Source organism: Streptomyces sp. NPDC002104 (genome assembly GCF_053593795.1).
This window is the reverse complement of record NZ_JBSFDF010000048.1, coordinates 12181-34278: the sequence shown is the minus strand read 5'-3', so window position 1 is coordinate 34278 and position 22098 is coordinate 12181. Positions and strand designations below refer to the sequence as shown.

Here is a 22098-nt window from a genome sequence, read left to right as displayed (position 1 = left end):
CGAATCTCCGGACGGCTGGCATTCGGGCCACTACTGTACGGGAGTTCCCGGGGCGAGAGTTGATCCACCGAGCGATCAACTCAAGCCTCCAGCAAGGGAGTACGGCCATGTCCGTGCACGTCGTCACCGGCGCCGGCCCCATCGGCACCGCCACCGCCCGTCTGCTCGCCGCCTCCGGCGAACGGGTCCGCGTCATCACCCGCAGCGGCGGCGGGCCCGAACATCCGCTCGTCGAGCGGGTCGCCGCCGACATCACCGACACCGACCGCCTCACCGGACTGCTCCGGGATGCGCGCACCCTCTACAACGCCGCCGCTCCCGCCTATCAGGACTGGCGCACCGCCTTCCCGCCGCTGGCGGCCTCCCTGCTCACCGCCGCAGAGCGGACCGGCACGGACTACGTGATGCTCGGAAACCTCTACGGGTACGGACCGGTGGACGGGCCCCTGACCCCCGGGCTGCCCCTGCGGCCGACCTCGGACAAGGGGCGGGTGCGCGCGGCGATGTGGCACGAGGCCCTGGCGGCCCACGAGGCCGGGCGCGTGCGCGCCGCCGAGGTCCGGGCGAGCGACTTCCTCGGGGCAGGGGCGCTCTCGCTGTTCACCTGGACGGTCGTCCCCGCCGTGCTCGCGGGCGCGGAGGCGGTGCTCCCGGTCGGCCTGGACGAGGCGCACGCCTGGTCCTCCGTGGACGACGTGGCCCGCACCCTCGTCGCGGTCGGCGGCCGGGAGGACGGCTGGGGCCGCGCCTGGCACGTACCGTCCACCTCGGAACTGTCCGTCCGGGCCCTGGCCGGCCGGCTCGCCGCGACCGCGGGTGCGCCGGACCCGCGGCTGCGGCGAATGACGCGCGGGGAGCTGGCGGACCTGGTCGCCCGGGACGCGCTGATGGCCGAAGTCCCGGAGATGGCCTACATGTACGACCGGGCGCTGCGCGTCGACGCCTCCGACACCGAGGCCGTGCTGGGCGTGCGGGCCACCGCGCTGGACCTCGTCCTCAAGGAGCTGGTTGAGGGTGGGCGGTGAGGCCGACCGACCCATGCCCCGGCCGTACCGCGGCCCGCGTTCTGGCCCGTGTCCCGGCCCGCCCGACACCCCTACCCGCGAGTATTGACTATTAGTCAATTCGGGCCCACGCTCGACGCGAGCCGTCGTGTCGTCTCTGGTGTGGGAGGTCGTCCCGTGCGTACAGATGAGGAAATGGGCCGTTTGAGCAAGGAGTTGGGCGGCGCTCGGCCTCCCGCTTCGTTCGCGGAGCTGGACGCCGGGGAGCTCGCCCGGCTCGCCGAGGCGCTCAAAGCGGAGCGGGCGCGCCAGGCGGAGGGGCTGAACCAGGCCGCCGAGGAGGCGCTGGGACTGGTCCCGGCCCTCGCGCGCGGGGCCGTGCGCAAGGTGCTGTTCCGGTGAGCCGCGCCGAAGTGGAGAAAATCGCCCGGTTGGTGGGCGCGGACGCCGGAGACCTCGGCTTCCTGCGCGCCCTGCCGGACGAGGACGTACGGGCGTTCCGCGAGCAGGTCAGCGGCGTCCTGAACGACGGCGCACCCGAGATGCTCGACCGGATCGCCGCCGCCACCAAACTGGTGCCCGCCGGGGTGGCGGCCGCCATCTCCCAGAAGGCGCTCGGTCCCCGGCTGGCCGCGGGCGTCGCCGGCCGGCTGGAGGCGGGCCGGGCCGCCGCCATCATCGAGAAGCTGCCCGTTTCCTTCACCGCCGAGGCCTGCGGACACCTCGACCCGCGGAAGATCTCCGGGATCGTCGACCGGCTCGACGAGGGGCTCGTCGTCCGCATCGCCACCACCCTCGCCGAGAACCACGACCACCTCACCATGGGCCGGTTCGTCGGCCACATGCGGGACCAGGTGCTCCGCCGGATCCTCGACCAGGTCGACGACGCGGTCGTCCTGCGGGCCGGCTTCTACGTGGACCTGCCGGAGCGGCTGCCCCGGATCCTGGAGCTCATGGGCGACGACCGCCTCGGCGCGGTCGTACGGGCCGCTGCCGCCGAGGGGCTCTGGGAGGAGGCCCTCGGCGTCGCCGCGATGGTCGGCGGCGACCAGCGGCTGCGGATCGCCGAGCTCACCGCCCGCCTCGACACCGCCGCGCTCGACTCGCTCGTACGGGTGACGCACGCCGAGGGACTGTGGGAGTCCCTGCTCCCGCTCGTGGCGCTGCTCGGCGAGGAGGACCGGCTCGCGGTGGCCCGGCTGGAGTCCCTGCGGGATCCGCTCGTGCTGGCCGGAGTGGTACGGGCCGTCGTGGCGACCGCGCTGTGGGGGGCCTTCCTCCCGCTGGTGGGCGTACTGCCCGGGGAGGCGCGCAAGGTGGTGGCCGATGCCGCCGCCGGGCTGGGCGACGAGGAACTCGACGGACTCGTACGGGAGGTGGACAAGCAGGACCTGTGGGAGCTGGTGCTGCCGCTCGTCGAGCTCATGGACGAGGCGGGGAAGGAGCGGATCTTCGCCCTGCCGGCCTTCCAGGAGCAGCAGGAGTAGCCGGACACCCCCTATCGGCTGAGCACCGCCAGCAGCGCGCGGCGCGGGAGCAGGCGGGCGGCGAGGACGAAGAGGGAGTTGGCGCGCCCGGGGACGACGGTCGGGCGGGTGCTGCGGCGGTCCAGGGCGCGCAGGGCGGCGCGCACCACGGCCTCCGGGCTCTGGACCAGGGCGGCGGGGGCGTCCTGGTGCCGCCGGACCGGGGGCGCGGGCGGGGCGGGCGCGGTCGGGGCCGGGGACGTCGGCCCCGGCTCCGGCCCCGGCTCCGTCTCCGGCCTCGGCCCCGGCTCCGCGGCGGTGGGGCCGGGGCAGAGGGCCATGACGTGGACGCCGCGGGGGCGTTGCTCGTGCCAGAGGGCTTCGGAGAAGGCGGTCACGAAGGCCTTCCCGGCGCTGTAGACGGCGAGACCGGGGGACGGGGCGCTGCCGAGGGTGGAGGAGACGTTGACGAGGGCGTCTCCGTGGCGGGCCCCCGAGAGGAAGGCGTGCGCCAGCGTGACGACGGCTTCGCAGCCCAGGCGGGTGGCGGCCTGGGCGTCGCGCGGGTCGGACCCGGCGAAGGGCCCGTGGTGCGCGGTGCCGGCGCTGTTGACCAGCAGGTCGACGGGGCGCCGGCGCAGCTCGGCGGCGACCAGCTCCTGACCCTCGGGCGTCGAGAGGTCGGCGGCCAGGTGGCGGTGGCCGGGACCCCCCAGCTCCGCGACGAGGGCGCCCAGCCGGTCCTCGTCGCGGGACACGGCGGTCACGGTCCAGCCGGCGGCGGCGAGTTCGCGGGCGAAGGCCCGGCCGATGCCCGAACTGGCCCCGGTGACCAGGGCGGTGCGCGCGGTCACTTCTCGGCTCCGGGCACCGTGCCGGGCGACAGCAGGAAGGACGCCCGCTCCATGACGGGCTGTCGCTGGGTGTTCTGGAACGCGGCGATCCGCCACTGTCCGTCGCTCTCGCGGGTCAGCGTGTACGTCTGCACCTTCGACAGCTCGGCCGGCCGGCCGCCCTCGTAGGTGTCGCCGCGGCTGGTGACCACGGCCGCGTCGGGGCCGAGGAAGCGGATGCCCAGGATCGAGTCGGCCAGCTTCGTGCCCTTGACGAAGCCGCCGAAGAGGGCCCGGTGGGCCTCGGTGATGTCGCCGCGGCCCTGGTAGTGGGTGCCGACGTACGTCGTGTACGTGGCGTCCGGCGTGAAGAGGGCTCCGTACGCGTCGGCGTCGGCGGCGCCCCAGGCCCCGGCGAGCGAGGCCAGTACCCCGCAGACGGCGTCGCGGTCGCCGGTACGGCCACCGGCGCCGGCCTGCGTGGCGGTGACGGCCGTGCAGGCGGCGGAGCCGGTGACCCTGACCTCGGCGGTGGCGTCGAGCCACAGGTAGCCGCCGCCGGCCGTGAGGCCCAGCGCGAGCGCGGCGGCGATCAGGGCGCGCTTGAGGGTGCGCCGGCGGGGGCGGGGCGCGGGCGGGGCCGCGGAGTTGCTGTTCGGGGCGGTGGCGCGGCCGTCGAGTTGGGCGGTGGTCATGCGGGTTCTCCGTAAGGCCGTCGGGGTGGGGGAGGGGGAGAGTGAGGGGGAGAGTGAGGGGGCCGGGCGGGCGGTCACTGCTCGGCGGCCGGGACGAGGCCCGGGGCGAACCGGTAGGACACGGCCTCCATCAGGGGCTTGCGCTTGGTGTTCTGGAAGGCGGCGATCCGCCACCGCCCGTCCCCGCCCCCGTCCCCGTTCCCGGCCGCGTCCCCGTCCCCGTCCGCACCCTCGCCCGGGTCGCGGACGAGGGTGTACGTCTGGATCTTGGTGAGCTTCGCCGGGCGCTTGCCCTTGTAGGTGTCCCCGCGGCCGTTCACCACGGCCACGCCCGGCCCGTAGAAGCGGACGTCGAGGATCTCGTCGGCCAGCCGGGTGCCCTTGAGGAAGCCGGCGAAAAGCGTGCGGTGGCTGTCCACGATGTCGCGGCGGCCCCGGTAGAAGGTGCCGACGTAGGTGATGTACGTGGCGTCCTCGGTGAACAGCTCGCCGTACGCCTCGGCGTCGTGCCGCTCCCAGGCGGCGACGAGCCGGTCGAGCACGGACCGGACGGAAGCGAGGGACTCGCTGGTGGGCTGCTGCATGACGGACCGCTCCCCAATTGGTTAGACTGAGGCAGATGCTGCGCCCTCGCAGTATCTGCATGCGTGCAGATATAAATGTAGGAGACGATCCCGGACATGGCAACAGGCGGCGGCGGCCCGGACGCGCACACGACCTTCCGGCAATACCTGGACGCCGTGGGCCTCCAGGGTCTGGCCAGCGCGGAAGCGGCCGGACTGCACACCTCCGAGTGGTACGCCCTCAGCCTCATCACCCTGGAGGGCAGCCTCACCTCCGGTGAGCTCGCCACCCGCACGGGGCTGACCACGGGCGCGACGACCCGGCTCATCGACCGCCTGGAACGGGCCGGTTACGCCCGCCGGGCCGCCGACCCGGGGGACCGGCGCAGGGTCATCGTGGAGCCGGTGCCGGACGCGCTGGACCGCATCGAGGACGTGGTCGGACCGGCCCGCCGGCACATCGCGGCCGTGATCGGCTCCTACACCCCGGAGCAGCAGGCCCTGCTCTTCGACTACTTCGCCCGCGCCGCGCCCGCGTTCCGCGCGGCCACGGAGGAGATCCGCGGGTCCACCGCCGCCCGCCGGAGCAAGGGCCGCCCGGCGGCGGAGTAGAGGGGCCGGGGGGCGGCCGCGGCGCGGTGCGGCCGTCCCGTCAACACGTGAGCGCGGGCTCTCGTGCCTCTCCGGCAACCCCCGGGCCTTCTGGTAACAGTGGGTCACATGCTCCCCACCCACATGATGTTGAGCTGTCTCCTGGGCGCCGCGCTGCTCGCACCCGTCCCGCTCGCAGCCGCGGAGGGCCCCGCCGACGGCCGCACCGTCGACTACCGCGGGCTGCGCCTCACCGTCCCCGCCGACTGGCGGGTCGTCGACCTCGACCGCCACCCCGACGCCTGCCTGCGCCTCGACCTGCCCACCCTCTACCTCGGGCACGCCGGCGACCAGGGCGAATGCGGAGCCGCCCGCGCCGCGGCCCCCCGCTCCGACACCCTGCACCTGGAGCCGCTCGAAGGGGCCCCGCCGCGCGCCGACATCCCCACCGTCGGAGGCGACCGGGGCGACCCCCTGCCCAAGGTCCGGGGCGACAGCAACGAGATCCGCTACGCCCTGCGCCGCGCCGGGGTGATGGCCACCGTCTCCTACGGGTCCACCCCCGAGGCCGTCCGCGCCGTCCTCACCCGGGCCCGCGCCCTCACACCCCCGGCCGCCCCCCGCCCGGTCCCCGCCGACCCGGTCGGCGCCATCGGCGCAGGCTCCCGTACGACCGTCCAGACGCCCTTCACCGGCGAGGGCTTCGACGCCTGCACGGCCCCCACCCAGCGCACCATGAACGCCTGGCGGGACGACTCGCCCTTCGGCGCCGTCGGCGTCTACATCGGCGGCCGCGCCCGCGCCTGCGCCCAGCCGCAGCTCACCGCCGGATGGGTGAGGCAGCAGGCCGGGGCGGGCTGGCACCTGATGCCGATCTGGGTCGGCCCCCAGCCCTGGAACAGCTCCTCCACGGGGCTCTCCACCGACCCCTCGGAGGCCAACGAGCAGGGCCGGGCCGAGGCCGACGGCGCGGCCCACGCGGCCGCGGCGCTGGGCATGGCCGAGGGCACGGTGCTCTACAACGACCTGGAGAACTACACGGACCGGGCCACCTGGGACGCCCCGGTCGTCGCCTACCTCACGGCCTGGACGGACCGGCTGCACGAACTGGGCTTCGGGGCCGCCGCCTACGTCTCCGCGAGCTCGGGGGCCAAGGCGCTGAGCGCGCACTACGCCCAGGCCCCGGAGTCCATGCCCGACGTGCTGTGGGTGGCCCGCTGGAACGGTTCGGCCTCGGTCACCGACGCCGACCTGGGGCTCCCCGCCGGGACGGACCAGTGGACGGGGGGCCGCCGCGCCCACCAGTTCCGGGGGGACCACGACGCCACGTACGGGGACGTGACGCTCAACATCGACCGGAGCTGGCTGGAGGTCGGCGCCCGGACCCCGGCCGGGGCCGCGAAGACCCCGAAGGCCTCGAAGACGCCGGGCAAGACCCCGAAGACCCCGGGCAAGGCCCGGAAGGCTCCGGCCAAGTCCCCGGCCAAGTCCCCGGCCAAGGCTCCTGCGAAGTCCCCGGCCAGGGTCCCCGTCAAGGCACCCGCCAACACGCCGGCGCTCACCCCGGCGCTCGCCCCGGCGAAGTCCCCGGCCAGGGTCTAGCCGGTCCCGGGGTTCAGCCCGCCGCAGGCTCCTCGCGGGCCGGCTCGTCGTCGTTGCCCCGGCGCAGGGTGCGCAGACCGTGCTCCGGGGTCCACGTGCGGACCACCAGGTCGTCGCCCTCGACCCCGACGTGCACCACCTCGGTCAGCTCGGCGCGGAACAGGTCGAAGGGGTGCGGGGTGTCGTTCTCCTCGGCCTCCTCCGCGTACCGGTGGAGCTCGGGCTGTTCCACGATCTCCACCGCGCGCCCGGCGATCCGCACGTCCCCGTCGGGCATGCTCTCGCCCGCGCCCGGGTTGGTGTGCAGGGCGAACCGGGGATCGCGCCGCAGGTCCTTCCCCTTCATCGAGCCCGGCATCATGCCCAGCCACAGCTCGCCGCCGCGGATCTCGACGTTCAGTCCGGTCGCGCGCGGGGAGCCGTCCTTGCGCAGGGTGGCCAGGACGTGGTGCGGGAACTGTGCGAAGCGGGCCCGGACGGCCGCCGCGAAGTCCGGTTCCGCCTTTTCGAATACGGCCCAGTTGTTCGTCGTCATACGCCCATCAAAGCGCGGGGCACCCGCGCCCGCCGCTCAGGCGCGCACGATGCCCGCCGCCCGGGCCGCCGCCAGCCACCCGCGGAACTCCCCGACCAGCCGGTCGTACAGCTCCTGGTCCGCGACGGCCCGCGGATCCTGGCCGGCGTGGAAGTAGCCGGCGTTGTCCACCACCCGCTTCTGCGGGACGGGCAGTTCGTCCAGCCGCCGCAGGAAGTCGAACTGCGAGCTGCGGGTGTTGCCGAAGCCGACGAACTGCCAGAAGAGCGGCAGCCGGGCCGCTTTGCACAGGTACTTCTCGGCGGCGAGCTTGTTGATCGGACCGCCGTCGGTCTGGAAGACCACGAGCGCGGGGAGGGCGGACCCCGAGTCCAGGTAGTGGTCGATCACGGCGTCCATCGCCGCGTGGTAGGCCGTCCTGCCCATGTGGCCGAGGCCCGCGGCGATCGCGGTGACCCGCCCCGCGTGGCCCGCCAGGGAGATCTCCTCGACCGCGTCGACCTCGGTGGAGAAGAACACGACGGGCACGCGGGCGTCGTCGTCCAGGTGCGCGGAGAGCCCGATCACCCGGTCGGCGAGGGCCTGCACGCTGCCGTCCTCGTAGTACGGGCGCATGGAGCCCGAGTAGTCGAGCACCAGGTAGACGGCGGCCCGCCCGCCCTCCAGACCGTGGTTGCGGAGCGAGGTCCCGGCGCTCTTGTACAGGCTGACCAGCGCCGGGGCGGTCTCTTCGATCTTCCGGAGGTTTATCGCGCTGCCCGTCATGGGGCCGAGCGTACGACAGCCCGCGCTTCCCGGGCCCCGCTCGCCCGCGTCTCACCCGGTCGGAAGGAATCCCAGCCGGGCCGCCAGCCGTTCACGGTGCGCGGCGGGGGAGCCGAGGAGCAGGGCCGAGCCGTGGGCGCGCTTGAAGTACTCGTGCGCCTCGTGCTCCCAGGTGATGCCGATGCCGCCGTGCAGCTGGATCATCTCGCCCGCCACGTACGCGTACGCCTCCGAGCAGGCGGACTTGGCCGCGGCCGCCAGATCCGGGGCCGCGTCCGCGGCGGCCGCCGCGAGGGCGAGGGAGCGGGCGCCCTCCACCGCGGTGTGCAGGTCGGCCAGCCGGTGCTTGACCGCCTGGAAGGAGCCGATGGGCCGCCCGAACTGCACCCGCTCCTTCGCGTACCGCACCGTCACCTCCAGCGCCCGTGCGGCCGCCCCGGCCTGCTCGGCGGCGAGCGCCGTGCAGCCCAGGTCCCGGACTCGGGAGAGGATCCCGGCGCCGTCGGCCGAGAGCAGCCGGGCCGGGGTCCGGTCCAGGGTGAGCTCCGCGAGGGGCCGGGTGCGGTCCATCGTGGACCGTACGGTGAAGTCCGCCGGGGCGGCGAGCAGCTCGAAGAGCCCGAGCCCGAGCCCGCGCCCGAGCCCCCGCCCGGGCCCCCGCCCGAGCCCGCCGTCCGGTTCCGTACCGGGGGCGCCGTCCCTGCGGGCGAAGGCCAGCAGCAGGGACGGTTCCGCGGGGCCCGCCAGGACGTACTGCTTGGTGCCCGTGAGCAGCCAGTCCGCCCCGGCGGGCTCGGCCCGGGCCGACAGGTCCCGCGCCTCCCAGCCGCCGCCCGGTCGCCCCGGCGGGGTCTCCGCCCAGGCCAGGGCCCCCACGGCCGTCCCCTCCGCCAACCCCGGCAGGTGCTTCGCGCAGGCCTGGCGGTCGCCGGACGCGAGCAGGGCCGCCACGGTCAGCACCGCCGAACCCAGGTACGGTACGGGGCTCAGCGCACGCCCCAGTTCCTCCATGACCACCCCGACTTCGGCCGGGCCGCAGCCGAGCCCGCCGTACTCCTCGGGGACCGCCAGCGCGGCCGCGCCGATCTGCGCCGTCAGCGGAGCCCAGGCCGTGTGTCCGGGATGGCGCGCCAGGACGGCCCGTACCGCGTCCCGGAGTTCCTCCTGCTCCGCGGTCGGCTCCAGCGTCCTCATGCCGACTCCCCTCGCGCCGTGCGGCGCAGCTCCGTCTTCAGCAGCTTGCCGCCCGCGTTGCGCGGGAGCTCCTCCAGCCGGGTGAACCGCCGCGGCACCTTGAAGTTGGCCAGCCGTTCCCGGGTCCAGGCGGTCAGCTCCTCGGAGGTGACCGGCCCGGTGGTGACCACGTAGGCCACCCCGACCTCGCCGAGCCGTTCGTCGGGGGCTCCGACGACCGCCGCGTCGGTGATGGCGGGGTGGGTCAGCAGTACGTTCTCCACCTCCGCCGGGTAGGCGTTGAAGCCGCCGACCACGTACATGTCCTTCAGCCGGTCGGTGATGGCGAGGTAGCCGCGTGCGTCGAGGACGCCGATGTCCCCGGTGCGCAGCCAGCCGCCGGGCAGGACGGCTTCGGCGGTGCTCGCGGGGTCGTCGAGGTAGCCGGGGGTGACGTGGTAGCCGCGGACCTGCACCTCGCCCGGCTCCCCGGCGGGCAGCACCGCGCCGAGCGGGTCGGTGATCCGTACCTCGGTGCCGGGCAGCGGCAGGCCGACGGTGTGGGCGAGGGTCCAGGCGTCGGCGTCGGTGGGGCAGACGGACACGACCCCGCCGGACTCGGTGAGCCCGTACGCGGTGAACACGTCGGGCGCCCCCAGTTCGCCGCGGATCTCCTCGACGAGGGAGGTGGGCACCGAGGCGGCTCCGGTGCCGGCCAGGCGCAGCGCGGACAGATCGTGCGCGGCCCGCTCCGGGTGGCGGATCAGGCCGTGGAAGACGGTCGGCGGGCCCATCAGGCAGGTGACGCGCTCGGCGGCCATGCGGTGCAGGATGCGGTCGGTGTCGTAGACCGCCTCGGGGAGCATGGTGACCCCGCGCAGCAGGCAGGCGAGCACCCCGGCCTTGTAGCCGAAGGTGTGGAAGAAGGGGTTGACCAGCAGGTAGCGGTCGCCGGGGCGCAGGGTGACGAGGCCGGACCAGGAGGCGTAGAGCCGCAGGGTCTGGCCGTGGGTGGTCGTGACCCCCTTGGAACGGCCGGTGGTGCCGGAGGTGTAGAGGATGTCGCTGAGGTCCCCGGGGCGTACGGCGGCGGCGCGCGCGGCCCGTTCGGCCTCGGGGACGGCCTCGCCGGCGCGCAGGTACGCCTCCCAGGAGACGACCGGGGGCGGGCCGCCGGGGCCGCTGCCGTCCCCGGGGCCGCTCCCGTCCCGGGGGCCGCTGTCGTCCCGGGGATCGCTCCCGTCCCGGGGTTCGCCGCCGCCGCGGACTCCGCTCCCGTCGCGCAGGACCACCGTCGAGGCGAGCGCCCCGAGGTCCTCGCCGGAGGCGTGCAGGTCACGGACGTAGTCGGTACCGAGGAACCCGCGCTCGGTGAGCAGGACGCGGGCCCCGCTGCGCCGGATGATGTCGGCGGCCTCGGCGGGCTTGTAGCGGGTGTTGACCGGGACGAGGACCGCTCCGGCGCCGACCGCGCCCAGGGCGGCGGTGATCCAGTGGCGGCTGTTGGGGGCCCAGATCGCGACCCGGTCGCCGGGGCGGATGCCGTGCGCGATGGCGGCGCGGGCGGATGCGGAGATCTCGGTGGCGAGGCGGGTGAAGGTCCAGCGGACCTCTCCGTCGGCCAGCGCCTCGCGCTCCCCGTACGCGGCGGCGGCGTACTCCGGGAGCCGGGCGAGCGTGGCGGGCGGCTGCGCCTGCGGCTGCGGCTGTTGCTGAGGCGGGGGTGGTGGTGGCATCGGACCCTCCCTACTTGACGAGCGAGCGTGGGCGGTATCCAATCACAGGTGTTTCGGTTAGGCATATACCTAGTAGAAATAATCAGGGAGGTTTCTCATGAGGGAGGAAGCCATGTCCGACATGAAGTCGGTCCTGTCCAGCTTCTGCACCGGAGTCGCCGTCATCACGGCACGCGGAGCCGACGGCCGTCCCGCCGGGATGGCCGTGCAGTCCTTCTCGTCCGTGTCCCTCGACCCGCCGCTGGTGTGCTTCTGCCCGGCGCGCACGTCCTCCACCTGGCCCCGGATCCAGGCGGCGGGGCCCTTCGCCGTCAACATCCTGGCTGCCGACCAGCAGGAGCTGTGCCGCCGGTTCGCCGTCACCGGGGGCGACAAGTTCGCCGGCGTCGCCTGGCGGGCCGGCGGCAACGGGGCGCCCCTGCTGGACGGGGTCCTCGCCACCGTCGAATGCGATCTGGAGGCCGTCCTGGACGGCGGCGACCACGCCATTGCGCTGGGCCGCGTCACCGCCCTGACGGCGCACCGCGAGGGCGCGCCGCTGCTCTACTTCCGGCGCACCTACGGGCGCTTGCCGGGCTCGCCCGGGGCCGGGGCCGGGGCCGGGGCCGGGACCGCATCGCGCCCGCTCTCCAGTGCCGCGATGTCGTCGAGCATGGCGGCCGCCAGGTCCCGCTCGGAGGCGTAGTACCGCTCCGCCCACTTGAGGGTGAGCGTCGGGTACGCCCACGAGGCCTCTTCCCGGGCCCCGTCCGCGTCGGCCACCGCGCGCCGCCGCATCTTCTCCGCGAACTCCTGGTGCTGTACGAGGACTTCGCGCATCTGCTCCGGCTCCAGCAGGTGGCCGAGCCACAGTCGCAGCATCGGCCCGTGCTTGAGCACCGGCGGGTCGACGGGCGCCTCGCGCGCCCAGCGCCGTACGGCCGTCATGCCCTCGTCCGTGATCCGGTACACCCGCTTGTCGCGGGTGCCGGTCTCCTGGGCGACCATCCGCGACGACGCGTAGCCGGCCTTCTCCAGCCGCTTGAGCTCGCTGTAGATCTGGCTGAAGGACGGGCTCCAGTAGAAGAAGCGCAGCGACCAGTCCGACCACTTCTTCAGGTCGTAACCGGAGAGCTCCTCCCCGAAGGAGAGCAGCCCGAGCACCGCCCAGCTCGTCGCGGGGAGCGTGCGCCCGTTCGTCTCTTCTGCCGCCTCGTTGGTCACGCAGCGCAGTCTACGACCGGTCCGCGGCCGGTCTTCGTGGCGGCTCTTCCCCCGGCTCCGTATGACTGCTAGAAGTATTCCTATTCGAAATACATCACCGATGTGCCGTGCGCAGCGCGCGGCTGGGAGGTTCCCCGTGAAGTTCTCGATGATCTTCGAGGCGCAGCTCGTCGACCCGACGCCCGAACGCGAGCGCCAGGTCATCCACGACTGCGTCGAACAGGCCGTGTTCGCCGAGGAGATGGGCTTCGACCGGATCTGGGCCGTGGAGCACCACGCCCTCACCCAGTACGCCCACATGAGCGCCTCGGAGATCTTCCTGACCTGGGTCGCCGCCCGGACCGAGAGGATCCGCATCGGCCACGGCGTGGTCACCATGCCCTTCGGCTACCAGCACCCCGTGCGCGTGGCCGAACGCGCCGCCATGCTCGACGTGCTCTCCGGCGGCCGCGTGGACATCGGCGCGGGCCGCGGCGCCACCCGCCAGGAGATGTCCATGTACGGGGTCCGCCCCGAGGACACCTACCCGCAGATGGAGGAAGCGCTGCGGATCTTCTCCTCCGCCTGGCGCGAGGAGAAGTTCGAGTGGCACGGCTCCATCGACATCGGCCCCGGCGCGATCCTGCCCCGGCCGGTCCAGGACCCGCACCCGCCGCTCTTCATGGCCTGCTCCAAGCACGACACCCTCAAGCTCGCCGCCGAACTGGGCATCGGAGCCCTCGTCATGGGCTTCGCCGGCGCCGACGACGTCCGTACGATGCGCAAGGTCTACGACGAGGCCATCGCCACCCGCAGCGGGGACCGCTTCGTCTCCACCGAGGTCAACGACCACCTCTCGGCGCTCTGCCCCACCATCGTCCTCGACGACGCCGAACGCGCCCTGCGCCTGGGCACCCGCGGCCAGCGCTTCTTCGCCGAATCCATCGCGCACTGGTACGGCAACGCCCCCGAACCGACCGGCTACTCCGAGGACGAGACCGCCGAGGAGCACGTGGCCGCGCTGGAGAAGGGCCGTGAGGAGCTCGTCGCCAAGCTCCACGGGGCGAACATCCCGGCCCGCCCCATAGACACCGGCACCTACAACGCCGAGCATGCCTACGGCGACGCCCGGACGGCCATCGCCTACGTCGAGCAGCTCCGCGAGATCGGCGTCGACGAGGTCATGTGCCTGATCCAGATGGGCACCGTCCCCCAGGAGGCCTGCATGGAGACCATCCGCCAGTGGGGCGAGGTCGTCATCCCGCACTTCCGCGCCCTGGAGGGCTGACCCGTGACCGTCCCCCTCTCCCGCTCCCTCGACGGCAAGGTCGTCGTCATCACCGGCGCCGGACGCGGCCAGGGCGCGGCCGAGGCCCGCCTGTGCGCCGGGGCCGGAGCGCGGGTCGTGGTCACCGACATCCTCGAGGAGGAGGGCCGCGAGGTCGCCGCCTCGCTCGGCGACCAGGGGCTCTACGTACGCCACGACGTGGCCGACGCCGACAGCTGGGCGCAGGTGGTCCGCGAGGCCGTACGCGCCTTCGGCACGGTCTCCGCCCTGGTCAACAACGCCGCGCTGTGGCGCACGGCCCACGTGGAGCGCCAGGGCCTGGAGGACTTCGAGGCCCTGCTCCGGGTCAACCTCCTCGGCCCGTTCCTCGGCATCCAGGCCGTGGCCCCGGTGCTGCGCGCCGCCGGCGGCGGCTCCATCGTCAACGTCTCCTCCACCGCCGGGCTGGTTGGCATCCCGGGCCACGCGGCGTACGGCTCCAGCAAGTTCGCCCTGCGCGGGCTGACCAAGTCGGCCGCGCTGGACCTGGCGGGGGACCGGATCAGGATCAACTCCGTGCATCCTGGGGCCATCGACACCCCGATGGTCAGCGGGGCCGTCGCGGGACGGGACTGGTCGCACCTGCCGCTCGGGCGGATCGGGCAGCCCGAGGAGGTCGCGGAGCTGGTCCTCTTCCTCTGCTCGGACGGGTCCTCGTACATCACGGGCGCGGAGTTCACCGTCGACGGCGGGATGACGGCCCGATGAGCGGCCCGATGAGCGGCGCCGACCGGCTGTCCCCGACGGCCCGCCGGTTCTGCGACGCGATGGCGGCCGCCTTCCCCGGGCCGGGGGACCCGGCGGCCCTGCGGGCGGCGGCCTCCGGCTCCCCGGGCGGCGGCCCGGAGGTGGCCTCCGTACGGGACGCGGACGCGGACGGCGTCCCGGTGCGGATCTACGACCCGGCGCCGGGCGGCGCCGGTCGCCCCCTGCTGGTGTTCTTCCACGGCGGGGGCTGGGTGATGTGCGGCCTGGACACCCATGACGCGCTCTGCCGGGCCCTGGCCGTGGCCTCGGGCGCGGTGGTGGTCTCCGCGGACTACCGGCTCGCGCCCGAACACCCCTGGCCGGCGGCGCCCGACGACGCGCTGACGGTGCTGCTGTGGGCCCGGGCGCGGGCGGCCGTACTGGGCTGCGACCCCGCGCGGACGGTCGTCGCCGGGGACTCCAGCGGGGGCAACCTCGCGGCCGTGACGGCCCTGCGGGCCCCCGGACTGGTCGCCGGACAACTGCTGGTCTACCCGGCGCTGGACGCCTCGATGGACCATCCCTCCGTGGCCGAGTTCGCCGAGGGGTACTTCCACACGGCCGCGCACATGGCCTGGTACTGGGACCAGTACGGCGGCGACCCGGACCACCCCCACGTCTCCCCGCTGCGGGCCCCCGACCTCGCGGGACTGCCGCGCACGCTGCTGGTGCTGGCCGACTGCGACGTCCTGCGGGACGAGGGCCTGGCCTACGGGCGCCGGCTGGGCGGAGCGGGAGTCGACTGCGGGATCCACCTGGTCCCCGGGGTCTTCCACGGCTTCCTCGGCCTGCCCCTGCCCGCCGCGGCCGCGGCGATCGGGGCGGCGGGAGCGTGGGTGGCGGCGACGGCCGCGCGGTAGGAGGTGAGGGGGGCTGGGCGGCCGGATTCGAACCGGCGTCCTCCTCCATGATGTGTAGGCGCACTACCTCTGTGCTACGACCCAGCCCTTGCCCCGGATCCTAGGGGGTGTCCCGCCGGACGCGCACGCGAGTATCCCCGGCATGATGTGCGCATGTCGATATCGGTCCGCGGGGCGCTGACGCGCAACTCCCTCGCCCTGGCGGCGGAGTTGGCCGCCGCCCTGCTGCTGCGCGGCGCCCAGCCGCACTGGCTGCCGGTCCTGCTCGGCCTGGTCGCCCTCGTGTCGGGACTGCCCCACGGCACCGAGGCCGGCTTCGTCCACCGGACCGCGCTCGCACTCGGCGCGGTGGCGATCGCCCTGTCCGCGGCCCGCGCCCTGGACACCCCCGACCCGCTCCTGTGGCAGGTGCTGACCGGAGCCCTGGCCCTGGCCCAGACGGTCTCCCTGACCCGGCTCTCACGGCGCCGGTCCGCCTGAGGCCCGGCGCCGCGGATTCCGGGACGTCGGGCCGCGCGCCGTCCTACAGTTGGCCGTACGACCGGCTCTTCCTGGGGGGATGGGGCAATGTCCGTGATTCCGGCCGGAGTCGACCGGCCCATGGTGTCGCGCGTGTCCGGCCCGTCCGCCGTCCGAGAGCGGCAGTCGTCCCGCCAACGACTCTGTGAGGCACCGTGGCACGTCGGCACCTTCTCGTGTTCCTTCCGGGCATCGGCGGCAGCGTGCTCGCGGCCCGCCCGCGCGGGGCGCGGCCCCCGGAAACCGTGTGGAAGGCCCGGATCCCCAACATCCTGAGCACGCTCCACAATCCGGACCGGCTCAGCATCGAGGAGGCGCCCGACCTCGTCCCGACCGGGCTGGTCCGCTCCACCACGCTGCTGCCCGGGCTGTCCATCCTGCCCGGCTACGAGAAGGTGGCCGCGAGGCTGGCGGCGCTGCCCGGCGCCGTGCCGGACGTCTGCCGCCCGGACCGGCCCCGGTTACCGGGCGCCAACGTGCTGCTGTTCCCGTACGACTTCCGCCGGGGCGTCGCCCACGCGGCCCTGCGCCTGCGCGACGAGATCGACGCCCGGCTCCACGGGCTGAGCGCGTCCGAGCGGGCCGGCCGGGTCATCGTGGTCGGGCACTCCATGGGCGGCCTGGTGGCCCGCCACTGGCTCGGCCCGCTCGGCGGAGCCCCCGACTGCCGGGCCCTGATCACGCTCGGCACCCCGCACCGCGGCGCGCCCAAGGCGCTGGACGTCCTGGTGAACGGCGCACGGTACAAGCGCCTGGACTTCGACGCCACCACGGAGGTGCTCCGCGGCTGGCAGGGCGTGGCGGACCTGCTGCCCCGCTACCCGATGATCCTCGACACCACCGCCGGCCGCCCCCTGTACCCGTACGAACTGGCGAACCTCGCCCCCCTCGCGCCGGGACCGCCGCAGGCCCCCGTACCGGGTCTCGGCCTGGCGAAGGCGGCCTGGGACATGCACCAGGACATCGAGACCGGCTGGGCCCAGCTCGGAGCCGAGGGCGAAAACCCCCGTCCCGAGGTCGTGGCCAGGATCGGGTTCGGCCACGCCACCGCCTCCGGAGCCGTCTGGGACGGCTCCGAGCTCAAGGTCGACGACGTCCACCCCTACTGGCTGCCGGCCCCCGGCTGGGAGGAGGACCGCGGGGACCAGACCGTGCCCGCCGTCTCCGCGCTGCCGCTGGAACTCTCGGGCCACAGCCCCGAGGGTTTGCGCGTGCCCCAGCGCCACGGGCCCATGGGGGCGGCGCAGTTCATCACGGACCTGGTGGAGGCGTACGAACGGTACGGGTCCACGGAGGCGGTCCACGGCACCGAGCGCCCCGACGCCCTCGGGCTGGACCTGCCCGACGCGCACCCCGTCGGCACCACCCTGCGCGTGACCGTACGCCTGCCCGACCGTGCCCGGGAGCGAGTCGCTGACGAGCCGGACCTGCTGCCCGCCGCGTGGCTCTGGATCGGGCCGGAACCGGAACCGGGCGAACCGGTGGCCCCCACCGAGCCCGTGCCCCTGACCTGGGATCCCGGCGCCGGAGCGTACGTCCACGACTGGACGCCGGACACTCCGGACTATTACGGGGTCCGCATCCGGGCCCGCGCCGTGCCGGGCGCGGGGGACCTGTCCGTCAACGACGTCCTGGCCGTGGTCGAATGAACCAGTGGCCGCGCTGGCAGCGCAGCGCACCCGCGACCCTCGCCCAGTACGTCCTGCCCACCGAGGTGGCCGCACTCCTGCAGGTGCCCGGACCCTCGCAGGCCAGCCCCGTCGACCGGCTGCGCGCGGTGTACGAGGCCATGGCCCGGGTCGGTGTGAAGTACTCCCTGCCGGAGCCCAGTGACCGCTCGGGCCGCCAGCGGATCGCGGAACCGTACGAGGTCCTGAGCTCCCCGAAGAAGGGGACCTGCATCGACCTGGCCGTGGTGATGGCCGCCGCGGCCCGGCACGCGGGCCTGACGACCATGATCGTGGTGGCGGACGCGGCCGGGCCCGGCGCCGCGTCCCATGCGCTGCTCTGCGTCCACGTCGACACCGACGAGCCCTGGCCGTTCGACGCCACCGCCGACCCCCGCTCCGCCGCCGAGGGGGTGTGGCCGGAGCCGCCGCCCGGGCTGCTCGGACTGATCGGCACGGACTCCCGCTCGCCGTACCCCCTGCTCGTGGTGGACCCGGTCGGCGTCAGCGTCCCGCAGTCCTCCTCGTCCCCCGAACCGGGACTGGCCGTGCCCTTCGACCGGGCCTGCGAGCAGGGCCGGCGCCACCTCGCCGACGGCGGGATGCGCTGGGGCTTCGGTGTGGACGTGGACGCCCTGTGGAGCGCCACGGACCAGCAGGAGCCCTATACCTCGGTGCGCCGGGCCCGCTTCGGCCGCGAACACGAAACGGCCCTCCTCATCGGCCTGATCAAGACCGACCTCGCCGAAGACACCGGGAAGCGGTCCCTGCACCAGCCGCTCGTGATGCGGGTCCACGAGCCGGATCCGCACCAGGCGCCGGGTGCCACCGAGGGGCCCGGGCGCCCGTTGCCCGTCCTCCTCGACGAGGTGATCCGCTCACCGCTGCCCCGGCTGGTCCTCACCGGCGCGTCCGGCAGCGGCAAGAGCACGGCCGCGCGCGAACTGGCACTGCGCCTGCTCGACGTCCGCCGGACCGACGGACCGGTTCCCGTCCTCGTCAACATGTCCACGTGGAACCCCCGGCACGACCACCTGGACACCTTCATCGGCCGCCAGCTCGCACTCAACTACGCCTCGGGAAGCGGGCTGCGGAACGGCCGGTGGGGGAGGCGCCTGCGCGGGCAGCGGCCCCTGCCGGGCGGGTCCCTGGTCCGCGAGCTGGTCGAACAGCGCCGGATCCTGCCGCTCCTGGACGGACTCGACGAACTCCCGCAGCCGCTGTGGCCCGACGCCCGCCGGGAACTGGCCCGCACGCTCGGGGCGGCCGACCGGGCCTTCGTCCTCGTCTGCACCACCGAGTCCGCCGAAGACTTGATCCCCTGGGAGTTCGCCGGCCGCCAGGACGTCCGGGCCGTCCGGATGACTCCGGTGACACCGGCTTCCTCGATGGCCTTCCTCCGCAGTGCCTCGGGCAGCGGCAGCGCCCGCTGGGACGCCGTCGAACAGGAGATCGCCGCGGATCCCGGCGGACCCCTCGCGTCCGCGCTCGGCACCCCGCTGATGATCGACCTCGCCCGCACCGTGTACGCCGAGGGCCGCGCCCGACCCGACGAGCTGTGCGACCGGTCGGCGCTGGCCACGGAACAGGACGTGCGGGACCGCTTGTTCGAACGCTACCTGCCCACCGTCTACGAGACGCGGCCCGAGCCCCTCGGGCAGCGGACGCGGACCCTGCGGTTGAGGCCCTATCCGGCGGACGATGCCCAGCGCTGGCTCACCTTCCTGGCCCGCCAACTGGACCGGATGGAGGCGACCCAGCTGTTCTGGTGGCAGCTCATGGCCACGACGAAGCTCGTCGAGGCGGGCCGGCCGATCCGGCTCGCGCCCCGGCTGCGGACCCGGCCCCTCCTCCTCGGCCTGCTGGCCACCACCGCGGCGGTCCTGACGCAGGTCCTGCTGATCTCTCCCGCCCTCGGGAACTATTCGATGGGCTTCATGAGGTTCGAGGCGCAGGGGGGCGGCGCGCAGCAGACGACCTCCTGGTGGATGAACGGATACCAGTACGTCGTCGTCACCTCCTCACCGGTCCTGACGTATGCGATCGCCTTCGGCCTGACCGGAGTGGTGCTGAGCTGGCTGGTCGCGTCCCGCGAGGCCCCGGGACAGGTCAGGGTCGCGGCGTCCCCCGCGGAGGAACTCGCCCTCGACAAACGCGCCTTCCTGATCCAGGCGCCGGTCGTCGCGGCCGCCGCCGTGGCGGCTGTTCTCGTCGTGTACCTGCACACCGATGCCATGGGCGTCTTCCCGGAGGCGGACGGGCTGACGCTCGCCGAGGCCCGGTCCCGGGCCGGGGGGCTCGCCTGGTGGGGGATCGCCGTCTCCGCCGCCATCGCCGCTGCCACCGCGCTCCTGCTGCTGTTCTGGTCCTTCGCGTGGTCCCGCCTGTGGGCCACGGGGCTGGAGCTGAGCCTGCGCGGGCGGATGCCGCGCGATCCCCTGGGCTTCCTGGAGGACGCTCACCGCCGGGGGGTCCTGCGGCGCAACGGCAGCGCCTACGCCTTCCGCCACCGTCTGCTGCAGCGGCACCTGACCGCCCCCGGCCGGAAGGCCCCGCCCCTGGCCGCACTGATCGAATCGGCCCGGCAGCGCGAGGAGGCCGGGGCGTACCGCGAAGCCGTGGCCTTGCTCCGGCCCCTGGCCCTGTACGAACCGGATGCCCGCCGGGAGCTGGCCCTGCTCGCCGAGCGCCAGTCCGTACGCGTCGCCGGTGGCCGGTTCCTGCGCTACCACCGGTGGCTGAAGCTCTACAGACGAGCCGCCGCATGGTGGTACACGGCGATCGCCGAGGGCGACGAGGGGGCCCTGCGGGGACTCGCCGGGCTCCACCACCGGGAAGCCTCCAACACCTTCGGCTGGAAGGTGCTGGGTCCGCTCAAAGCCGCGACCGCGGCGGTACGGGAGGTGGAGTTCTGGGAGGCGCAGGAAGCAGTCGGGACCCCGGGCGCCGAGGAGGAGGTGCTGCGCCTCCTGCTGAGCCGCGCGCAGGACGTCCGCCCGGGTCTGCGCCGGCAGGTGGTCCGGGAGGACGCGCGCAAGAAGCTCGACGCACGCGGCGTCGCCTGGCGCAATGCCGCACCCTCCACACACCCCGCGTCCCCCTACGGCCGGCCGGCCGCCGCGGTCCACCTGGGCGATACGGTGCGCCGCACGCTCGAAGCGGCGGCCCGCGGTGGCGGGATCGTGCAGACCGGAGCCGTCCTCGCGCTGCTCGCCGAGCAGGACGCGGCCTTCGGCGACTGGGACCGTCTGTGGCTGTACACCGGGGACCCGCGTGCCACGCGGCTCGCATTCGCCCAGGACACCGGCGGCGGCGCCCCGCCGCAGGAGGCCGCGGCGCGCGCCGCGGCCTTCGGGCTGGCCTGGCCCGAAGGCGCCGCGATGTCCCCGGCCACCTCCGCCGGCCTCGGGGTGCTGCACCGCATGACGCAGATCTACCCGGTCGAGTCGGTGCCACCGGGCTGGCTCGCGCTGGCGCTGCTGCGGTTCCCGGACTCGGGGGCGGTCGGGGCGCTGACCGGGCTCTCCGGCCTCACCCACGTCGAGCTGCTCGACCACGTGATGGACGACATCCTGCTCGCCAGGCTCCCGCGCTTCCTGGCCTGGACGGCGGAGTCCCACCCCGGCACCGTGCCGGGGCAGGAGCCCGCTCAGCCGGAGGTCAGAGACGCTCGATGATCGTGACGTTGGCCTGGCCGCCGCCCTCGCACATGGTCTGGAGGCCGAAGCGGCCTCCCGTGCGCTCCAGTTCGTGGAGCAGGGTCGTCATCAGCTTGACGCCCGTCGCGCCCAGGGGGTGTCCCAGGGCGATCGCGCCGCCGTTGACGTTGACCCGCGCCGGGTCCGCGCCCGTCTCCTTGAGCCAGGCCAGCGCCACCGGGGCGAAGGCCTCGTTGATCTCGACCAGGTCGATGTCGGACAGGGACATGCCCGTCTTCTTCAGGGCGTACGCCGTCGCCGGGATCGGCGCCGACAGCATGCGGATCGGGTCCTCGCCGCGCACCGACAGGTGGTGGATGCGGGCCCGCGGGCGCAGCCCGTGTTCCCGTACCGCCCGCTCCGAGGCCAGCAGCATTGCCGCCGCGCCGTCCGAGACCTGGGAGGAGACCGCCGCCGTGATGGTGCCGCCCTCCAGGACGGGCTTCAGCCCCGCCATCTTCTCCAGCGTCGTGTCGCGGCGCGGGCCCTCGTCGACCGACACCGGCCCGTACGGCACGATCTCCCGCTCGAAGCGGCCCTCGTCGATCGCGCGCAGCGCCCGCTGGTGGGAGCGCAGGGCGAACTCCTCCATGTCGAGGCGGGAGATGCCCCACTTCTCGGCGATCAGCTGGGCGCCGTGGAACTGGTTGACGGGGGAGTCCCCGTACCGGGCCCGCCACCCCTCGGAGCCCAGGTACGGGCCCTCGGTGAAGCCGAGCGGCTCCGCGGCCTGCCGCGAGGCGAAGGCGATCGGGATCATCGACATGTTCTGGGTGCCGCCCGCGACCACCAGGTCCTGGGTGCCGGACATGACGCCCTGCGCCGCGAAGTGCACGGCCTGCTGCGAGGATCCGCACTGGCGGTCGATGGTGACGCCGGGGACCTCCTCGGGGAGTCCCGCCGCCAGCCAGGCGGTCCGGGCGATGTCGCCGGCCTGCGGTCCGACCGTGTCGAGGCAGCCGAAGACCACGTCCTCCACGGCCGACGGGTCGATCCCGGACCGTTCGACGAGGGCCTTGAGGACGTGCGCCCCCAGGTCGGCCGGGTGGACCCCGGACAGGCCCCCCTTGCGCCGCCCCACGGGGGTGCGTACCGCTTCGACTATGTAGGCCTCGGGCATCAGAACTCCTCAGGG

At 74.3% G+C, this 22098-nt stretch carries 20 protein-coding genes, 1 tRNA gene and 1 pseudogene; 12 read left to right on the top strand and 10 right to left on the bottom strand.

Going from position 1 to position 22098, the window contains the following annotated elements; all coding sequences use genetic code 11:
* Positions 1-107: 107 nt before the first annotated feature.
* The 3 genes from ACWCP2_RS30295 (at position 108) to ACWCP2_RS30285 (ending at position 2491) form a co-directional block, all read left to right on the top strand.
* Positions 108-1025, top strand: coding sequence for an NAD-dependent epimerase/dehydratase family protein (locus ACWCP2_RS30295; protein WP_450911745.1), 918 nt, complete (start codon positions 108-110; stop codon positions 1023-1025).
* A gap of 174 nt (positions 1026-1199) precedes the next feature.
* The gene (locus ACWCP2_RS30290) at positions 1200-1406 is read left to right on the top strand and encodes a hypothetical protein (protein WP_450911744.1); all 207 of its coding nucleotides are present in this window, start codon (positions 1200-1202) and stop codon (positions 1404-1406) included.
* Positions 1403-2491, top strand: a complete 1089-nt coding sequence (locus tag ACWCP2_RS30285) for a hypothetical protein (RefSeq protein ID WP_450911743.1) — start codon at positions 1403-1405, stop codon at positions 2489-2491. Before ACWCP2_RS30290 ends, ACWCP2_RS30285 begins: the two co-directional genes overlap by 4 nt.
* 11 nt (positions 2492-2502) lie before the next feature.
* On the opposite strand, the gene ACWCP2_RS30280 is transcribed toward ACWCP2_RS30285, so the two are convergent.
* From ACWCP2_RS30280 to ACWCP2_RS30270, 3 genes are all read right to left on the bottom strand, one after another.
* A complete protein-coding gene (locus ACWCP2_RS30280) occupies positions 2503-3324 on the bottom strand; it encodes an SDR family NAD(P)-dependent oxidoreductase (RefSeq protein ID WP_450911742.1) in 822 nt (273 codons plus the stop codon).
* Positions 3321-3998 carry an SgcJ/EcaC family oxidoreductase gene (locus tag ACWCP2_RS30275; RefSeq protein WP_450911741.1) on the bottom strand — a complete coding sequence of 226 codons (678 nt, stop codon included), beginning with the start codon at positions 3996-3998 and terminating at the stop codon, positions 3321-3323. Before ACWCP2_RS30275 ends, ACWCP2_RS30280 begins: the two co-directional genes overlap by 4 nt.
* A 74-nt stretch (positions 3999-4072) precedes the next feature.
* Positions 4073-4582, bottom strand: a complete 510-nt coding sequence (locus ACWCP2_RS30270; RefSeq protein ID WP_450911740.1) for an SgcJ/EcaC family oxidoreductase — start codon at positions 4580-4582, stop codon at positions 4073-4075.
* 96 nt (positions 4583-4678) lie between these two features.
* On the opposite strand from ACWCP2_RS30270, the gene ACWCP2_RS30265 reads away from it, so the two are divergent.
* Positions 4679-5173, top strand: coding sequence for a MarR family winged helix-turn-helix transcriptional regulator (locus tag ACWCP2_RS30265; protein ID WP_450911739.1), 495 nt, complete (start codon positions 4679-4681; stop codon positions 5171-5173).
* Between the two features lie 108 nt (positions 5174-5281).
* Complete coding sequence (locus ACWCP2_RS30260) at positions 5282-6754, top strand: glycoside hydrolase domain-containing protein (RefSeq protein WP_450911738.1); 1473 nt, start codon at positions 5282-5284, stop codon at positions 6752-6754.
* 13 nt (positions 6755-6767) lie between these two features.
* On the opposite strand, the gene ACWCP2_RS30255 is transcribed toward ACWCP2_RS30260, so the two are convergent.
* From ACWCP2_RS30255 to ACWCP2_RS30240, 4 genes are read right to left on the bottom strand one after another with little or no spacing between them, the layout of a single operon-like run.
* Positions 6768-7289 carry a pyridoxamine 5'-phosphate oxidase family protein gene (locus ACWCP2_RS30255; protein ID WP_450911737.1) on the bottom strand — a complete coding sequence of 174 codons (522 nt, stop codon included), beginning with the start codon at positions 7287-7289 and terminating at the stop codon, positions 6768-6770.
* A gap of 36 nt (positions 7290-7325) precedes the next feature.
* Positions 7326-8054: a VWA domain-containing protein gene (locus ACWCP2_RS30250; protein WP_450911736.1), complete on the bottom strand. Its 729-nt coding sequence runs from the start codon at positions 8052-8054 to the stop codon at positions 7326-7328.
* Positions 8055-8105: 51 nt separating this feature from the next.
* Positions 8106-9248, bottom strand: a complete 1143-nt coding sequence (locus ACWCP2_RS30245; RefSeq protein WP_450911735.1) for an acyl-CoA dehydrogenase family protein — start codon at positions 9246-9248, stop codon at positions 8106-8108.
* Positions 9245-10963 (bottom strand): AMP-binding protein, encoded by a 1719-nt coding sequence (locus ACWCP2_RS30240; protein ID WP_450911734.1) that lies wholly within the window; start codon positions 10961-10963, stop codon positions 9245-9247. Before ACWCP2_RS30240 ends, ACWCP2_RS30245 begins: the two co-directional genes overlap by 4 nt.
* 97 nt (positions 10964-11060) lie before the next feature.
* Between ACWCP2_RS30240 and ACWCP2_RS30235 the strand changes: the two are divergent.
* Positions 11061-11474: pseudogene (locus ACWCP2_RS30235) on the top strand (flavin reductase family protein); the annotation flags it as partial.
* A 47-nt stretch (positions 11475-11521) separates the two neighbouring features.
* Here ACWCP2_RS30235 and ACWCP2_RS30230 read toward each other — a convergent pair.
* Positions 11522-12175, bottom strand: coding sequence for a PadR family transcriptional regulator (locus tag ACWCP2_RS30230; RefSeq protein WP_450911767.1), 654 nt, complete (start codon positions 12173-12175; stop codon positions 11522-11524).
* Between the two features lie 127 nt (positions 12176-12302).
* On the opposite strand from ACWCP2_RS30230, the gene ACWCP2_RS30225 reads away from it, so the two are divergent.
* From ACWCP2_RS30225 to ACWCP2_RS30215, 3 genes are read left to right on the top strand one after another with little or no spacing between them, the layout of a single operon-like run.
* Entirely contained in the window at positions 12303-13433 is a 1131-nt protein-coding gene (locus ACWCP2_RS30225) for an LLM class flavin-dependent oxidoreductase (protein ID WP_450911733.1), read from the top strand.
* 3 nt (positions 13434-13436) lie between these two features.
* On the top strand, positions 13437-14180 hold the full coding sequence (locus ACWCP2_RS30220) for an SDR family NAD(P)-dependent oxidoreductase (RefSeq protein ID WP_450911732.1): 744 nt from the start codon (positions 13437-13439) through the stop codon (positions 14178-14180).
* Positions 14177-15079: an alpha/beta hydrolase gene (locus ACWCP2_RS30215; protein WP_450911731.1), complete on the top strand. Its 903-nt coding sequence runs from the start codon at positions 14177-14179 to the stop codon at positions 15077-15079. Before ACWCP2_RS30220 ends, ACWCP2_RS30215 begins: the two co-directional genes overlap by 4 nt.
* An 11-nt stretch (positions 15080-15090) precedes the next feature.
* Here ACWCP2_RS30215 and ACWCP2_RS30210 read toward each other — a convergent pair.
* A tRNA-Asp gene (locus ACWCP2_RS30210) sits at positions 15091-15165 on the bottom strand.
* Between the two features lie 67 nt (positions 15166-15232).
* On the opposite strand from ACWCP2_RS30210, the gene ACWCP2_RS30205 reads away from it, so the two are divergent.
* The 3 genes from ACWCP2_RS30205 to ACWCP2_RS30195 all read left to right on the top strand — a co-directional run bounded on the left by ACWCP2_RS30205 (position 15233) and on the right by ACWCP2_RS30195 (position 20942).
* Complete coding sequence (locus ACWCP2_RS30205) at positions 15233-15559, top strand: hypothetical protein (RefSeq protein ID WP_450911730.1); 327 nt, start codon at positions 15233-15235, stop codon at positions 15557-15559.
* A 194-nt stretch (positions 15560-15753) separates the two neighbouring features.
* A complete protein-coding gene (locus ACWCP2_RS30200) occupies positions 15754-17247 on the top strand; it encodes an esterase/lipase family protein (RefSeq protein ID WP_450911729.1) in 1494 nt (497 codons plus the stop codon).
* A complete protein-coding gene (locus ACWCP2_RS30195; RefSeq protein ID WP_450911728.1) occupies positions 17244-20942 on the top strand; it encodes a transglutaminase domain-containing protein in 3699 nt (1232 codons plus the stop codon). Before ACWCP2_RS30200 ends, ACWCP2_RS30195 begins: the two co-directional genes overlap by 4 nt.
* Here the strand turns inward: ACWCP2_RS30195 and ACWCP2_RS30190 are convergent.
* A complete protein-coding gene (locus tag ACWCP2_RS30190; protein WP_450911727.1) occupies positions 20926-22083 on the bottom strand; it encodes an acetyl-CoA C-acetyltransferase in 1158 nt (385 codons plus the stop codon). The genes ACWCP2_RS30195 and ACWCP2_RS30190 overlap by 17 nt on opposite strands.
* Positions 22084-22098 lie beyond the last annotated feature (15 nt).